The sequence below is a fragment of the Streptosporangium subroseum genome, assembly GCF_900188345.1.
Classification (GTDB): domain Bacteria; phylum Actinomycetota; class Actinomycetes; order Streptosporangiales; family Streptosporangiaceae; genus Streptosporangium; species Streptosporangium subroseum.
The window spans coordinates 1-14,756 of sequence record NZ_FZOD01000086.1; the positions used below are offsets into that span (position 1 = coordinate 1).

The 14,756-nt window shown below is 67.4% G+C and carries 16 protein-coding genes; 9 read left to right on the plus strand and 7 right to left on the minus strand.

Annotated features, from left to right (window positions below; genetic code table 11):
* A partial coding sequence (locus CHC08_RS43265) for a hypothetical protein (protein WP_143653608.1) occupies positions 1 to 247 on the minus strand: 247 nt, incomplete at its 3' end.
* 381 nt (positions 248 to 628) lie between these two features.
* Between CHC08_RS43265 and mobF the strand changes: the two genes are divergently transcribed.
* The gene (gene mobF, locus CHC08_RS43270) at positions 629 to 4,624 is read left to right on the plus strand and encodes a MobF family relaxase (RefSeq protein ID WP_143653609.1); all 3,996 of its coding nucleotides are present in this window, start codon (positions 629 to 631) and stop codon (positions 4,622 to 4,624) included.
* A 32-nt stretch (positions 4,625 to 4,656) separates the two neighbouring features.
* Here the strand turns inward: mobF and CHC08_RS50250 are convergent, their stop codons facing one another.
* Entirely contained in the window at positions 4,657 to 4,806 is a 150-nt protein-coding gene (locus CHC08_RS50250) for a hypothetical protein (protein WP_179282551.1), read from the minus strand.
* A 135-nt stretch (positions 4,807 to 4,941) separates the two neighbouring features.
* A complete protein-coding gene (locus tag CHC08_RS43275; RefSeq protein WP_089213203.1) occupies positions 4,942 to 5,136 on the minus strand; it encodes a hypothetical protein in 195 nt (64 codons plus the stop codon).
* Positions 5,137 to 5,518: 382 nt separating this feature from the next.
* Between CHC08_RS43275 and CHC08_RS43280 the strand changes: the two genes are divergently transcribed.
* Both CHC08_RS43280 and CHC08_RS43285 read left to right on the plus strand, forming a co-directional pair.
* Positions 5,519 to 6,295 (plus strand): hypothetical protein, encoded by a 777-nt coding sequence (locus CHC08_RS43280; protein WP_089213204.1) that lies wholly within the window; start codon positions 5,519 to 5,521, stop codon positions 6,293 to 6,295.
* Between the two features lie 170 nt (positions 6,296 to 6,465).
* Entirely contained in the window at positions 6,466 to 7,011 is a 546-nt protein-coding gene (locus CHC08_RS43285) for a hypothetical protein (protein ID WP_143653610.1), read from the plus strand.
* 293 nt (positions 7,012 to 7,304) lie between these two features.
* Here CHC08_RS43285 and CHC08_RS43290 read toward each other — a convergent pair whose 3' ends face one another.
* Positions 7,305 to 7,847, minus strand: a complete 543-nt coding sequence (locus tag CHC08_RS43290; RefSeq protein WP_089213206.1) for a hypothetical protein — start codon at positions 7,845 to 7,847, stop codon at positions 7,305 to 7,307.
* A gap of 312 nt (positions 7,848 to 8,159) precedes the next feature.
* Here CHC08_RS43290 and CHC08_RS43295 point away from each other — a divergent pair, with 312 nt between their 5' ends.
* The 3 genes from CHC08_RS43295 to CHC08_RS43305 all read left to right on the plus strand — a co-directional run bounded on the left by CHC08_RS43295 (position 8,160) and on the right by CHC08_RS43305 (position 9,419).
* Positions 8,160 to 8,498 carry a DUF6247 family protein gene (locus tag CHC08_RS43295; RefSeq protein ID WP_089213207.1) on the plus strand — a complete coding sequence of 113 codons (339 nt, stop codon included), beginning with the start codon at positions 8,160 to 8,162 and terminating at the stop codon, positions 8,496 to 8,498.
* A 6-nt stretch (positions 8,499 to 8,504) separates the two neighbouring features.
* Positions 8,505 to 8,759 carry a hypothetical protein gene (locus CHC08_RS43300; RefSeq protein ID WP_089213208.1) on the plus strand — a complete coding sequence of 85 codons (255 nt, stop codon included), beginning with the start codon at positions 8,505 to 8,507 and terminating at the stop codon, positions 8,757 to 8,759.
* A gap of 159 nt (positions 8,760 to 8,918) precedes the next feature.
* Positions 8,919 to 9,419: a DUF6166 domain-containing protein gene (locus CHC08_RS43305; protein WP_089213209.1), complete on the plus strand. Its 501-nt coding sequence runs from the start codon at positions 8,919 to 8,921 to the stop codon at positions 9,417 to 9,419.
* A gap of 50 nt (positions 9,420 to 9,469) precedes the next feature.
* Here CHC08_RS43305 and CHC08_RS52660 read toward each other — a convergent pair whose 3' ends face one another.
* Positions 9,470 to 9,604, minus strand: a complete 135-nt coding sequence (locus tag CHC08_RS52660) for a hypothetical protein (RefSeq protein WP_275937249.1) — start codon at positions 9,602 to 9,604, stop codon at positions 9,470 to 9,472.
* Between the two features lie 209 nt (positions 9,605 to 9,813).
* Between CHC08_RS52660 and CHC08_RS43310 the strand changes: the two genes are divergently transcribed.
* Genes CHC08_RS43310 through CHC08_RS43320 form a run of 3 tightly spaced genes read left to right on the plus strand, consistent with a single transcriptional unit; the run spans position 9,814 to position 11,621 of the window.
* Complete coding sequence (locus CHC08_RS43310) at positions 9,814 to 10,188, plus strand: TIR domain-containing protein (RefSeq protein WP_089213210.1); 375 nt, start codon at positions 9,814 to 9,816, stop codon at positions 10,186 to 10,188.
* A gap of 3 nt (positions 10,189 to 10,191) precedes the next feature.
* Complete coding sequence (locus CHC08_RS43315; protein WP_218825770.1) at positions 10,192 to 11,148, plus strand: caspase family protein; 957 nt, start codon at positions 10,192 to 10,194, stop codon at positions 11,146 to 11,148.
* Positions 11,145 to 11,621: a hypothetical protein gene (locus CHC08_RS43320; protein ID WP_089213212.1), complete on the plus strand. Its 477-nt coding sequence runs from the start codon at positions 11,145 to 11,147 to the stop codon at positions 11,619 to 11,621. Before CHC08_RS43315 ends, CHC08_RS43320 begins: the two co-directional genes overlap by 4 nt.
* A gap of 69 nt (positions 11,622 to 11,690) precedes the next feature.
* Here the strand turns inward: CHC08_RS43320 and CHC08_RS43325 are convergent, their stop codons facing one another.
* Positions 11,691 to 12,533, minus strand: a complete 843-nt coding sequence (locus tag CHC08_RS43325) for a DUF6338 family protein (RefSeq protein WP_089213213.1) — start codon at positions 12,531 to 12,533, stop codon at positions 11,691 to 11,693.
* Between the two features lie 559 nt (positions 12,534 to 13,092).
* Positions 13,093 to 14,556 (minus strand): pentapeptide repeat-containing protein, encoded by a 1,464-nt coding sequence (locus CHC08_RS43330; protein WP_089213214.1) that lies wholly within the window; start codon positions 14,554 to 14,556, stop codon positions 13,093 to 13,095.
* Positions 14,557 to 14,756 lie beyond the last annotated feature (200 nt).

Consider the following 14,756-nt stretch of genomic DNA (forward strand, 5'->3'; position numbering starts at 1 on the left):
GCATTTCCCCCGCCCGCACCAGGCAGGCGACGCTGCAGTACAACCCGAGCCGGATGTGGCGGCCCTTGCCGCCCGGCGCGCGCTCGAGGAGATACCAGCCGGCCGGCACCCACACCCCGCGCTCGGCGCGTTGACACACCCGGCAGAAAAACGACCGCTCACTCTCCTGGTGCCCGCCCCGGGTCGCGGCCAGGCCGCCGCGGCGCCGCGAGGCCGGAACTGGCAGCTGCTGTTCGTCGGTGCTCACGGCGCACCACCCTGCCAGAGACACCCCGGCCCCGCAGAACCACACGCCTTCCGCCGACACCGACCGGTGGCGGGGCCGGCCCCGGTGCGCGACGCGCGCACCCCGTCGCCGGCGACGCGATGAAGGCGGGAGCCGACAGCCGACTCGCTCAACTTGACAAGAAAAAATGACAACACCGAAGCGACACCATCCAGCACCACATGAAGATTAAAACGGATTGTCCAGGTCAACCCATGGACACCATAAAAACCATTTGTCAGACTCATCCCCACAGAGTCAAAGATCACAAATCACGATCGCGGACAAAGGTATCTCCCGATACGGGCGGCCTTCGGCCGAAAGACCGGCGCTGAGCTGGGCGGACGCAAGGAGGTGGTCGGCGTGGCGTGGGTGACCAAGCTGGGCCCCTCCATCTCGCAGGTCGACTACCGCCTCACCGAGGGCGCCGGGTGCCGGCACGAGCACCTCGGCGAGCACCAGGGCGACGCGCAGATGGCCTACCGGCTGACCGATGAGCGCGGCCTGATGTGGATCGGCGAAGGCCTGCGCAATGTCGGCATCACCCCGGGCAGCGCGTTGACCGCCGAGCAGTATGAGGCCGCGCGAGCCCTCATGGACGGCCGCCACCCGGAGTCCGGTGTGGTGTTGGTGGAGGCGAAGAAGGCCGTCGACCCGCGCGCCATGCTCGGCGGCGCACCGCTGCTGCAGGCCCTGGAGCAGACCGTGGCGATGCGCGAGATGACGAACGTCGGCGCGCTGCTGGGCGGCAACACCAAGATGGCCGAGCGCGCGGCGCAGCTGGCCCGCGGCGTGCAGCGCAAGGGCGAGGCCTACCTCGTGTCGTATGAGGACGCGCGCAAGCTCGCCCGCGCGGCCGCCCTCGACCTGAGCAACGTGTACGAAGGCGAGCAGCTCGCCGAGGCACGGCGCTGGCGAAAGGCTCGGGTACGAGTCGGCAACCGCGGCTACGACCTCACCATGGACATGACCAAATCCGTCAGCGCGCTGCACGGCCTGTCGGCCCCCGCGGTGGCGGCGGTAGTGGAGAAGGTGTTCGCCGAGTCGGTCATCGAGACCGTCGCCGCGGTGGAGGGCTGGGTCGCCTACGGCCAGCGCGGCCGCCAGGGCCGCGGCCGGCTCGCCAAACGCACCGACAGCAGCGGCCTGCTGGGCTGGGTGATGTGGCACCGCACCGCCCGCCCGGTCGACGGCCAAGCGCCCGATCCGCATCTGCACGCGCACGTGCAGATCGCCAACATGGTGCACGGCACCGACGGCAAGTGGTCGGCCGTGGCCGCCGGCGGGCGCGACCTGCACCGGCACGCGCACGCCGCCGACGCCTTGGTCAAGGCCCGCGTCCGGCGCCGGCTGACCGAGGATCTCGGGGTGAGGTGGGAGCGCGATCCGGTCACCGCGGCATGGGAGATCGCCGGTATCGGCGAGGCGATGCGCACCCGGTTTTCCAAGCGCGACGGCCAGGTGAAGGCGATGCTGGCCGACCATGGCATGGACTACGACGCCACCCACCAGCATGCCCGGCGGGTCGCCAGCGCCACCAGCCGCCAGCCGAAACAGAGCTCAACGGCGGGCGCAGACTCGCTCGTGGCGAACTGGCACGCCCAATGCGCGGCCGACGGCATCGACGCCGCCGCCGAGCTGGCCGCGTGCCTGCACCCCGGCGAGGGCCTGCCGCAGCGCCCCGGCGCCGAAGAGATCGCGGCGTGGATCTGGCGGGAAGGCGCCGGGTTGACCTCCCACACCAAGATGGTCAGCCGCGCCGATGTGCTGGCCGCCGTCATCGACGCCTGCCCCGACGGGGTGACCGACCTGGCTGAGGCTGAGACGCTGACCGATGAGGTCCTGGAGTTCGGCCCCGCGGTACGGCTGCCGGATGCCGGGGCCTCGCACCTGGTCAACTCCGCCCGCTACACCTCCGCCGACATCATCGACGCCGAACAGCAGACCTTGCACATCACCCGCGCGCGCTACGACGAGGGCGTCGCCGTACTCGACACAGATGTGGCCGAGCTGGCGATCGGGGCCTTCGAAGTCGGCTACGCCTTCACCTTCTCGCTCTCCCAGCGCCAGGTTCTGCAGCGTTTTTTGTGCGCCGGGCACGGGGTGGACGCGCTGATCGGCGTGGCCGGGGCGGGCAAGACGACCATCATGGCGGCCGCCCGCTCGGCGTGGGAAAGCCGCGGCCTGGTGGTCGCCGGCGCCGCGACCGCCGCGGTGGCGGCCGCGAACCTGAGCGCCGAGTCCGGCATCGGCGCGCGCACCATCGCCGCCTGGTTGATGCACATCGCCGACCCCGAACGCCCCGGCCTGGACGGCGTCGACGTCCTGGTCATCGATGAGGCCGCGATGGTCGACGACCGCGACCTGGCCGCACTGCTGAGCGAGGCCCAGCGCACCGGCACGAAGGTCGTCGCGATCGGCGACCCGCTGCAGCTGCGCGCGGTCGGCGTCGGCGGCACCTTCGCCGCGATCCACCGCCAGACGGGCGGCCTCGTTCTCGAGGAGAACCGGCGTCAGCGCGACCCGATCGAGCGCCGCGCCCTGCAGCTGTGGCGCGAAGGCGAGCGCGGCGAGGCGCTGCACACCTTCAGCCAGGGCGGACGAATTCACGCCGGGCGCGATGCCACCGACACCCAGGCCGCGCTGCTGGCCGATTGGAGCAGCGTTCGCACCAGCTACGGCCAGGTGCACGACGAGCTCGCCGCCGTCCTGGTGCTCGCCGGATCCAACGCCGACACCGAACGAATCAACACGGCCGCCCGCGCGATCCGCCGACAAAACGGGGAGCTGGCCGGTCCCGATGAGCTCTACCGGTTGCCCGGCGGCCGCACCCTGGCGTTGGCGGTCGGTGACCATGTCCGGCTGAGAAAGAACGACTACCGCTCGCGCAAGAGCAGAGGAAAGCGCGCGGACGTGCTCAACGGCTACCGGGGCGCCGTGGTTGCGATCAACGCCGACCGCTCGGTGGTGGTGCAGTGGCGACGGCCCGGCGCCGATGGCCCGGTCCTGGTTGAGGAGCGGGTGAGCCCGGCCTACATCAGTGCCGGCGGCCTGAGCCACGGCACCGCGATGACGGTGGCGGCCGCCCAAGGCCTGAGCAGCGAGCACGCGCTGGTCTACGGGATGGGCCTGGACCCGCACACCCTGTATGCGGCGATGACCCGCGATCGGCTCAGCGCTCACCTGTATCTGCCGCGCAACGTGCTGGAGTCCGACGCCGACCGCGCCCGCCACGGCGAACCGCGCAACCCCACCGAGGAACTGCAGCGCGCTCTGGACGCCTATGCCGCAACCCTGCAAGGCGACCGTGCCGATCGGCTCATCACGGCTGAACCTGAACCGATCGCCCACCGGCAGGGCCAGCCGGCGAGGTCCGTCGACCGGCCCGCCCACCTTCCGGCGACGGCCTGCGCGCAGGCCGCGCGTGCCCTCAGCCCCTCGGCTGCCTTGCTGAGTCTGGTGCGTTCCCGGGACGGGATCGCGCTGCTGAGCGATGCCGAGCTGGCGCAGCGCCTGGCCGATCTGGCAGGCCGTACCACCACGGGGGCCGCGAGCGCCGCCGATGCCGACCAGTGGATGCGCCGGCTGGCCGAGCATGGCGGCGGGCCGGGCGAGCACGCGGTCCGGGCCCGCCGGGCCGAGCTCGCCGAACAGCTCGCCCGGATCCAGGCCGTCGAGACCGCCGAGAGCAGCGCCGCCCGCCTGCAGGAGGCCATGCAGGCCCTCACCAACGGCCGGGCCACGACCACCGCCCTGCGCCACCGGGCCCGGCGCATCGAGGCCCGGCTGGGTGCGCTGAAAAGCTGGTGGCCCGGCGACCGGGACGAGCGCACGCGACTGCGCAGGGAACTGGTGGAGGTGCGCATCCGCGTGGAGCAGGTCGATGCCCGCAACGAGCGCCTTCGCCGCCAAGGCCCGGCCCTTCAGGACGCCGCCGAACAGGCGGCCGCCGCGGCTGCCGGCCTCCAGGCTCCGCCCCGGTCGGCCTGGCCGCAGATACGCGCCCAGCACGCGCACCTGAACGGCGACTGGGGGCAGATGCTGCGCGCCGCCCGTGCGGTCGACGTCGATGACGCCGACCGCGCGGCCGCCCAGGCCCGCAGCCGCTACATCCTTCTGCGCCGCGAGCTCGGCGCCGCGATGGACGAAAGCCAGCGCTGCGATGACCTGCCGCCGGACCAGCGCCAGGCCGAGCACGACGCCCGCGCCGAACACATTCAGCGCCACGCCGCAGCCACCACCTCGAGCGACCGGCCGACACCCACACCGGTGATGCGCCGCAGCCCGGCCGCCGAGCCGTATCGGCCGCCGGTCATTGGCCACAACGGGCCGTCTCAAGGCCGGGGATACGGCCGATAGCCGTCTGCTCGGGTCAGCGTGATTCTTGTCGGTCACACCGGCATCCCCTGACCATCGTCGGCCAACTGCAGCCGGTAGCGGCCCGGCGCGACAGCAGCGCCGTCGATGAGAAGCCGTTCATCGTCGGTGTAGGTGATGCCCTCGCTCACGACCAGCACCGGCAGCTCTTCGTTGAGGTCCATGACCAGCCAGTCTGCTCAGACGGCCCAGCACGCATTCCCCAAACGGCGCATCGGGCCATGTCCAGATCGGGACCAGCGAGCTGGACCTCTGACCAGGCGCCGACCCCGGTACAGGGTCGCCGGGCATTCACTCATTCACTGGCTTGGATCAGCCATGAAGTTGACGATTGTGATGGCGAGCAACACGGTAGCGGCGAGGCCTCCGGCCCCGAAGAGGATGGCCCCGGCAGGAGTGGCCCCACCGAGCCATGACAACACGCCCCCCGCAAGGCCGATGATGACAGCGGCAAGCAGGATGATCGCCAACCAGATCGCACGGTTGTGAGGCACGGCACGGGCCTTTCCTTCGGAAGATCAGCAGATCCTCGCGGTCTCTTGGCCCGGGATACGATCATATTTCTGTGCTTAGCGCTGCTCACGGTCGCTGCCCCTGATTTCCGCTGCTCACAGCGTTGCTGGGGATCGGCCAGCTGAGCGACATTCGATCCACCGGTGTTGACAATGGGGTGAGATCAGCATCGCGGGCAGCACCAGAAGCCCGAGAAGAAGGCTGGCCGAGCGTTGCGCAGCTCACTGTGCGCAGTCCCGTGATGGCGTGTCCATAACCGGACAGTCTGCGCACCATCGCTTCGGAGTGGATGTCGTAGCGGCCAGGCGACGGTCATCATGAGACCTCCCCCATCCGCTCAGGTCCGCCAAGGAGAGCGCCGCCATGATGGTTGGAGTACTCGACTGGTTCGCCACCCGCTTTGAAGAGCTGGAGCAATGGGCAGACGATCGATTCGGGCCAGACTCTCCCCGCGCCCGGACCACGCTGATCGGCGGACTGGTGGCCGTCATCGCCACCGGAATCAGCGCCGTGTTCTTGGTCGGCTGGATGTTGATCACCATCGTGAACGCGGTGCTCAGTTCCCTGAGCCAAGGCGTGGTCGTGGTCCTGCAGTCACGGCTGACCGAGGTGATCACCCAGCCGGTTCAGGCCTACCTCAGCGCCCACGCCAAAGCCCTGCCCACCGGCGCTGATGAGATCGGGACGGCCGTGATGCTGTCCGGACTGATCGTGTGGGCCCTTTGCGTGTTCTTCCGCTCCCGCATCGCGCAGCTCGGCTGGATCCTGTACGGCATCGCCGTCACGGCCATGGTGTACGCGGGCAGCCCGCCCGACGGCCGGTGGCTGGCCGCCGGGGTAGCGCTCCTGTACTGGGTGGGGTTGTCGCTACCGGCGTTGGCCGGGATCGGCCGCCGGCCCCACACCGTGGTCAATATTCACCCTGACCCGCGCCCTGCCCGCGAAGCTGTCGACCAACTTCAAGAACATCTGGCCGAGACCCGCACTCGCGTAGACCGGCTGGAGAGCGCAGGCGTCGCCCAGCTTCACGAGGACCTGGCCGAGACCCGCACTCGCGTGGACCGGCTGGAGGCCGCAGGCGATGAGCTGGCCGCCCGCCGCACCGGCGGCAAACGCGACCCAGGTGAAGGCGAGGACTGAGCCCACCCACCCTCAGGGGCCAGCAAGGCACTCCCGGTGTCCTCCCCTGGAGAAAAGGAGCCATGATGTCCGGGCCTCGCGACTACAGCAGAGCTACCCGAGCGGCCCTCATTCAGTTCAGTGGCGGCCTGTGCTACTGGCCAGGCTGCCCAGAACCCGTCCTGCGGCGTGTGGAGCAGGTGTGGCGCATCACCGTCGAGATCGCCCACATCCGTGCCGCTGAACGTGGTGGTCCCCGCTACGACCCGACCATGAGCGATGACCAGCGCCGCGATTTCGCCAACCTCCTGCTGCTGTGCACCGCCCACCACGATCACGCCGATGAACACCCCGAACGAGTCCCCGTCGAACTCCTGCTGCGCTGGAAGGCCCAACGCGAGGCTGACCCCTACCAGGCGCTCGAACGATTACGAGAAGTCACCCCGGCGGGCTTGCGCCGGCTCGTCGCCGAAGGGCTGCAAGAGCACGACGCCAAGGTGCTCGACGCGCTCGCCCGTCTGGAACACAGCGACCAGGACGCCGCCAGGCTGATGCGCAGTCTGGTCGACGAGCTCACCGAGGCCTACAGCGTGCAGCGCCGCCGGATGTTGGATGCGGACCTGGTGTACGAACTGAAAGACGCCGCACACACGCTGTCCAAGATGAACGGCACCCTCGGTGATTTCATCGAGGCGACCCGCACCCTCAGGCGGAAATTTCCGCGCGGCGATGAATAGTGACCGCGTCCGAGGGCTCAGCGCGCTCTGCTGCGCTTCGGCCCCGATCCGTCAGGGTGCCGTCCACCACGCCGGGTGCCTGGTCGTTGGAGGCCCGAGTATGGCCGTCGCTCCCCGGCCCTCAAGGCCGCGTCCTCGCTGCGCTCGGCCACGGTCTTGACCGCCGGAATCGTCGACGGCCCGAGGGCCACCACAACGACCAGGCACCCGCCGCCATGTCGCATTACCCATGAGAACGTGGCCTTCTCGCCGGTAGCCGATCAGTCCTCGCCGGCAGCGCCGGCACCGCGCGATCATCCCGGTTGGGGGGCAACCAATGGGACGACGGCGATCGCGGAGTGGAAGAGCCACAGATCGGCCAAGTCCGAGCCCGCAGGCAGGGCCGGGCGCTCGTCCGGGCCGATGAGCAGGAGGAGTGACTGGGCAGCGTAGGCGGCCGTCGTCCACGCCGTCGGATGACTGGTCGCGAAGCGACCGCTGCTCAGCGGTTCGGGTACGGCGCTCACCAGAGGCGCGGTGGTGGCGAACGCCTCGGCGGGAAGCGAGAGCAGGATCATCTCGGTGTCGCTGGCGAGGTCAGCGGCCATGTGCCGATCGCGGGCGTGGGCGAACGGGATCGGCGCGTCGGCGTCGCGATGCAGCATCGATTGGAATCCCCAGTCGGCTGCGGTGGAGGGGGCAAGTGCTTGGGCGGGGATGTAGACCGCCGGGGCGGGCATGCCCAGTACGTCGTGGTCCAGGCGCGTCCACAGCCCCACGCCGGCGGAGGGATTGGGGTGGGTGCGGGAGGCGCGGCGGGCGGTGCGGGCAGGACGGCGAGGCTGCTTGCGGCTCACGATGGCCTCTCTGCGGTGATCGTCTCGGCGGGGCGACTCAGCTTCGGCGCAGGTGAGCCCGCCCCTCTGGCTTCATCGTGAGCATCACCTCCTGATCGCACGCCTGCAACCGTTTCACCGATGTCGGGGAAGGCTGCATGTCTGCGGGGTGCTCCCCGCGATCCAGTCCGGCCAGGTAGAGGCGGAGATTCACGATGAAGGGTAAGGGATTAACAGGGTTTCGGGACTTTCGGGACGCCCCTATACGCGTACGTGCGAGACGGTGCGCCTGTCGCGGCTTAGGCTGGTAGCAGGATACGAAGGAGAGACCTGGTGACCGCTCAGCCGTACGGCCCTGCCCCGACCCCGGTTCCCGAGCGCACGCCCAAAGCCATCCGCGCCGCACTCGCGCCGCAGCACGTTGAGGCGTTTGACCGGGAGTACCGGGCGGCGATGGCCCAGGCGACCGAGGAACTTGATCTGGCTCCGGCCCTGGACTTCGTTGAACGCTGGTGGCCGATCGCTGTGCTGTGCGCCCGGGGGGAATATCAGCGGGTGACGGAGATCGCCGCGGGCATCGCAGGGCGCGCTGAGCGCGGCCAGGATCTCGCGACGGTCTCGTGGGATGTCGCCGAGGCGCGGCTGCGCGCCCGGATCGCCGCCGGCGAGTAGCGGTAGGTGTATCGGGTCGAGCACGATCCCGATGTCCTGGCCCAGCTTGAGGCGCTGCCTGTCGAGGCGCTGCCGTTTTACCTGGAGCTGCGCGCCGCGTTGGAGACCGCTCCGTGGGGGTTTCCGTCCGCGTCCGCGATCAATCCCGACGGGCCGTTGCGCTCGGCCGCGTTCGGTGACCACAAGCGTGGCCTGGCCTTCTTCCTGATCTTGGAGGATCAACGGCGGGTCGCCGTGGTCAAGGTCCTTTGGGCCGGCTGATCCGCCCGGTTAAGAGCAAGGCCCGGAGGGTTTTCCGACTTTTCTGACACTCCTTCGCGCGCGTGCGTGCGAAGGACGGATGGCCTGTTTTGGGCCCGCGATCGGGGTTGGCGTCGTAGCCTCGGATGGCCAATCTGCGATCGCAAGGAGGTCAGTTCGTTGACCAAGTGGGCATACGACGAAGATCGCACGTACCACGGTGTGTGGGATCGGGGGACGGGCGAGAGCTGGATCGAGGCCGAGCTGGCGGAGTACGGTCCGACCGAGCGCCTGAAGGTGATCGTGCTGCGGCGCCTGGAGCCGACCGGCGAGATGGCCTACCGCGTAGGAGAGATGGGGTGGGGCTACAACGGCGGAGGAACCAGCGCGGCGGCCTCAGCGATCTTGGCCGACGCCCTGGGACAAGAGCCCTCCTCGGAACTGCGTGAGGCCTTCTGCGAGGACGTGCTATCGCAGTTCATGGACGAATGGCGGCTTCGGCGAGGCGCGGTGCTGCGCTGGGTACGGGGCTGGTGCGCCCAGCACAACGTCACCGATCTGCCCGACGTGGTCGCCCAGCTCCCGCCGGTCGACTCCTACAAGTACGGCGAGCGCCCGGCCGCGGTCACAGAGCAGCAGCACCGCCGGGTGTCCGGCAAACCGGGCAGGCCTATCCGTTGAACGGCGAAAGGCGAAGCCCTCTTGGTCCTACGCCACTTGACCGTCGGGCACTAACCGGAGAGTCCGTGACCGGCGCGGTGCATACCGTGCGCTGCCTGGAAGATCCCGGCCACGACGACGACCACTAGGGCCGCCTCCGCGTCCAGAACCCCCAGCCCAAGCACGACCCCGACTACACCCGCCATGATGTTCCCTGGACTGAGGACGTCCCGGCGCCGCATGTCATCGACTGATCTCTCTGGCCGGCAGGACACGGGACCACCGAAGACCTGTGGTCCCGCTATGGGGTTGATCACAAATGTCGGTGCTTGCCCCTACTGTGTCCACAGGCTTGGAGCGATCCAGGCCAGTGCCGCGAGGAATGTCCTTGTGGCCGCCCGAAAGAGGGGTTCGCGTGGCAGGAAAGACCATCTTCATCGCCTTCGCTATGGAGGACGAGGTCAGCCGGAACATGTTCACCGGCCAGCGAGTGAATGCCAAGACCCCCTTCGAGTTCATCGACATGTCGGTCAAGGAGCAGTACGAGTCGGAGTGGAAGACCAGGGTCCTCACGCGGGTGCGTCGCTCAGACGGTGTCATCGCGCTCATCAGCAACAGCACGCCGAAGGCCGAGGGGCAGCTCTGGGAGATCCAGTGCGCCCTCGATGAGGGCAAGCCGCTCATCGGTATCTGGATGGGAGATTACCGGATCAAGCCCCCCGTCATGGGGCCCGCTCCTTGTAAGGTCTGGACCTGGCAGAACGTCGCTGACTTCATTGACGATCTCTAAATCGTGAAGCGCGCACTCCTGGTCGGCATCGACTACTACGCAAACATGAACGGACTCAAGGGCTGCGCAAACGACGTGCGCGCCCTGCTGCCACTGCTGGCACGTAACGAGGACAACTCCCCTAACCTGCACTGTCTCATGGTCGCGGCTGAGGAACCGGCCACGGCGCTGACGCGGGAAATGTTGCTGCAGCACATCGACAGGCTGCTAGCTCCTGGGGCCGACTTCGCACTGTTCTACTTCGCCGGGCATGGCAGTCGCACCGGCAGCGAAGTCACGCTGGTGACCTCGGACGGTACTGGGTCAACCGTCGGAGTCCGCTTCAGCGAGGTGCTGGAGAAGATCAAGGCATCCAAAGTTCAGGAGGTAATCATCATCCTGGACTGCTGCTTTTCCGGAGGCGCCGGCGCCATCCCTCTTCTCGGCGACGACGCACTACTTCCCAACGGCTTGTCGGTCCTGACGGCTAGTCGCAGCGATCAGGTATCGATGGAGACACCTGCCGGGCGTGGCCAGTTCTCGACCTACCTCGAGGGAGGCCTGGAAGGAGGGGCCGCCGACGTGCTTGGCCACATCACCGTGGCGGGTCTGTTCTCCTACCTGTCTGAATCTTTCGGAGCTTGGGATCAGCGCCCGACGTTCAAGGCGAACATCGACCGGCTCCATGACGTACGCATGTGCGAACCAGCCGTATCGCTATCGACACTGCGTCAGCTGCCGACATGGTTCCCGACGGTCGACCACGAGTTCGCCCTGGATCCGAGCTATGAACCGGACGCCGTTCCTCCTCACCCTGAGCACGAGAAGATCTTCTCTGAGCTACAGAAATGCCGGGCAGTCAAGCTCGTTGAGCCGGTTGGCCATGTACATATGTACTACGCCGCCATGCAGTCCTTGGGATGTCGTCTGACACGGCTCGGCCAGCACTACTGGGCGATGGCGGAAGCGGGGCAGATATGACGATCGTCGGAGTAAGCGGTCATCAGCGACTTCCGGAAAAGGCGCGTATCCATGCCGAGCAGAAGATCCGCGCCCTCCTGGCTGATCAGCCCCTGCCATTGATCGGTGTGAGCAGCCTCGCAGAGGGAGCTGACCAGCTCTTTGTCGAGGTACTGCTTCAAAGCGATGGCACGCTACGCGCCGTCGTGCCATGTCAGGGCTACGAGACCACCTTCGAAGGAACTGCCCGACAGGCGTACCACCGGTTCCTGGCCGACGCGCAGACCGTCACGACGCTCGACTACGACGAACCGGGAGAGGCCGCCTACGACGCGGCCGGACTCTTCGTTGTCGAGCACTGTGAGGTTCTGGTGGCGATCTGGGATGGCAAGCCTGCGCGAGGTTTGGGCGGTACGGCCGATGCTGTGGCACATGCGCGCCGACTCGGCAGAGAGGTCATAATCATCTGGCCTGAGGGCGTCGAACGAGCATAAGCAGACGTGTCTCATCTCGTTAGAACGGATCACAGCGACTGGATTCGCTCGTAGCTGGGCGTTTTCGCATCACGGGACCACGGTGGCTTCGGGGTCCCGTGATGTGTGAGCTGCAGAAGCACTTGGGGCCGAGGCAGGGGCTGAGAGCTGTGGTGGGTCAGGGGTAGCGGTCGGCCTGGGCGAGCGTCTCAACGCTGATGTCACCTGCTGGACTGCTTTGCTCCGCAAGGACCTGAACAACTTGGTTAGTGAACCGGGGGTCCTGCGGCCGACTTCGCCCTTAGTGTGGACGATGCTGATGTGAGCGATCTCTTTCCCGGACACGATGAAGCGATCGAGGGCGAGGGGATGCCGTACTTGGCTGGAGTCGGTCATCATAATCGGGGCTTGAAGGGCGATGTCCCGCGCTTCCAGCGCGCTCTCAGTCAAGGTGTAGCTGTGGAGCACCCCTTCCAGGAGCGTGCCATCGTTCAGCCGGAGGCCTACCCAGGGGACGGTTCCGCGAGGACGTGCACCGAGGGAATGAACCCAGACACCTCCCTGGGGCTCAAATTCCGCTGGCACACGTCGCCGGTTGAGTAGGTAAAGGCCGCAGGCGATCGACGAAGCAACCAGCAAGATCGATGCGATGCTGTTAGCGGCGAGATGGACGTTCTGGCGCAGGTATCCAGTGCCGCTCTTGGCCCAGGCCTGTACATCGACCAGGAACGGCAGCCAACTGTGCGGAACGGCGATGAGTAGGAGAAAGGCGGCGACGCCGGTGGTCACGAGGCCGACGGCAAGGATCTCGATGAGTTCGTTCAGCCCTGTCGCGCCGGAGCGTGGCCGAAGTCGTTCACGCAGGCGAAGATAGAGCCAGCCAGGGACCAGAGCCAGAAGCAGCAGGCCGATCCCGACGTCGCCGGGGATCATTTAGTTATTACTCTCCGCTGTCGGACTTGTTCCTGACTCGGCTGGGGTAGGAGCGGCCGGTGGCGAAATGGACGCCGATGGCGGAACGAACCCTTCAGGAAGGCTGACGTTTTTCAGGACTTGGGCGCCTTCGCGGAAATCCCCATTCCCGGCAACCGTCGTCTCAGGTTCTGGGCGGGGCCGTGGATTCTGCCTATCTGTCATTCGGCCAAGTGTGCCGTACTGGGCGGCAAAAGGGCGCGGCGATCTTTACCCTTCGTTCTCAATCATGGCCGCGCGCGCTCGGCACCGGGGCTTGATCGACAATGGGACGGTCAGTGGCGTTATGGGCCGACATGGGCGGGGTTACCGCCGCCCACCGTTCCGACGCGGGTCAGCGGGGTTTGCGCGCGGCCGGGGTCGGCGTGGGCGGCAGCCCGTAGATCGGCGCCGTGTTAGCGGAAGCGATCGAGCGCGTCGGCGTGGCCCGTCATTCTGTGGCACTCCAACCTGTGCAAACTCCTTTTCCGCAACTGAAGTGGGCGGTTGATCAGCAGGTGCGCCGGGCCGCAGGCGGACCTTACTCAGCCGCCTCCTCTGTGCTTTTTTCCAGCGTTGCGGTACCGAGCTGATCGGGAAGCAGTACACAGGTTGGCACTGGGCTCGGCAGCGTCGGCGGATGCGACCAAATGCGTACCTTGCGGAAGTCGACCGTGCCGCCGGAGAACTTCGCCTCGTCGAAGTAGATCGTGCCGCCGGAAAACCGCGCGCCGTCGAAGCAGACCGTGCTGCCAGAGAACTCTGCCACAGCAAAGTCGATCTTGCTGCGGGAGAACTTCACGTAGTCGAAGTAGATCGTGCTGCCAGAGAACTTTGCGCTGTCAAAGCTGATCTCTCCGCCGGAGAACCCCGTCTCGCGGAAGTCGATCTTCCCGCCGGAGAACTCTGCATGGTCGAAGGCGACCCCGCTACCGGCGAACTTCGCATCGTTGAAACCGACCGGGCTGCCGGTGAACTTCGCGTCGTCGAAGGTGACCATGCCACCGGTGAACTTCGCACGGCTGAAGCCGACCTTGCCGCCAGAGAACTTCGCCTTGTCAAAGCAGACCGCACCGCCAGAGAACTTCGCCTCGTCGAAGGTGACCGCACCGCCAGAGAACTTCGCCTCGTCGAAATAGACCGTGCCGCCAGAGAACTTCGCATCGTCGAAGTAGACCGTGCCGCCGGAGAACACGGTGCCGCTGAAGTAGACCGCGCCGTCGGAGAACACCGCGCCGCTGAAGTAGACCGTGCCGCTGGAGAACACCGCGCCGCTGAAGTCACCGCTGTCGAAGACGACTCCAGTGAAGTCGAAGGTGTGGCCTTGCCAGGATGTGGCGGCCTCCTTGCGCAGGTGGGTGGTGACGACGCGGATGATGGTGTTGCGGACCTCGCGCAGGCTGGCGAAGGCCAAACGTTCGGCTGGGTCGCCGTTGTCGCCGGGGTCGGGGATGTACGGCATGCGCAGGTAGGCGCACAAGACGTCGATCATGGTTTGGCGGAGCTCCTGGGTGGGAGCGTCGTCGGCCAGGCCGGCGAGGGCATGTGCCCCGGCGAGGCGCACTGCTGGGGAGTCATGGCCAAGGTGGTTGGCGGCGGTGGCGAAGCGTTCGTTGAACAGCTTGGTCGCCTCACGCTGGTGGGCCTCGTCGGCACGGACCTCGGCGGCTTGCTGGCGTTGTTCGGCGGCTTCGGTGACCTTCTGCTTGCGGTAGGCGACGACTAGGGCGATGACGCCACCTACGCCGGCGACTACGGCGAAGGAGAGCTTGAGCAGGTCTAACAGGCGGGGTAGCGAGATGCCTTTTTGTCCGACTGGGGTGAGCACGGGGAAGTCGAGGATCCATAGGGCGCCGGCGAACAGACCGGCGCTAAGCAGGACCGATCCCGTCAGGGCGAGGGCGAGAACCGGCCCGATCCGGGCGAGCCGCAGTCCTTGGCCGGGGACGGCTTTCGCGGGGCCCTTGCCTGGTGGGATGGGGGTTGGTTCGTCTCGGTTGGCCACGAGATCAACAGTGAAGGAGGCGGTGCGGGTTATCAGCCGTTTCAGTCAGAAAAGTTCCCGGGCGGAGGCACCAGAAGTCGTATGGCACCACGGTCCGGCCCCTCGCTCAGGTGGTTTGGCCGACGACCGGCCGGCCCTGGCGATTTCGGCATGGTCGGTGCCGATAGTGCGGTCCCTGGGGTCAGGGACTGAAGCGGGTG

Coding starts and splice junctions, on each gene's coding strand:
- CHC08_RS50250 (WP_179282551.1), bottom strand. CDS start 4,806: ATGGACCTCAACGAAGAGCTGCCGGTGCTGGTCGTGAGCGAGGGCATC.
- CHC08_RS43280 (WP_089213204.1), top strand. CDS start 5,519: ATGATGGTTGGAGTACTCGACTGGTTCGCCACCCGCTTTGAAGAGCTG.
- CHC08_RS52660 (WP_275937249.1), bottom strand. CDS start 9,604: ATGGCGGGTGTAGTCGGGGTCGTGCTTGGGCTGGGGGTTCTGGACGCG.
- CHC08_RS43320 (WP_089213212.1), top strand. CDS start 11,145: ATGACGATCGTCGGAGTAAGCGGTCATCAGCGACTTCCGGAAAAGGCG.
- CHC08_RS43325 (WP_089213213.1), bottom strand. CDS start 12,533: ATGATCCCCGGCGACGTCGGGATCGGCCTGCTGCTTCTGGCTCTGGTC.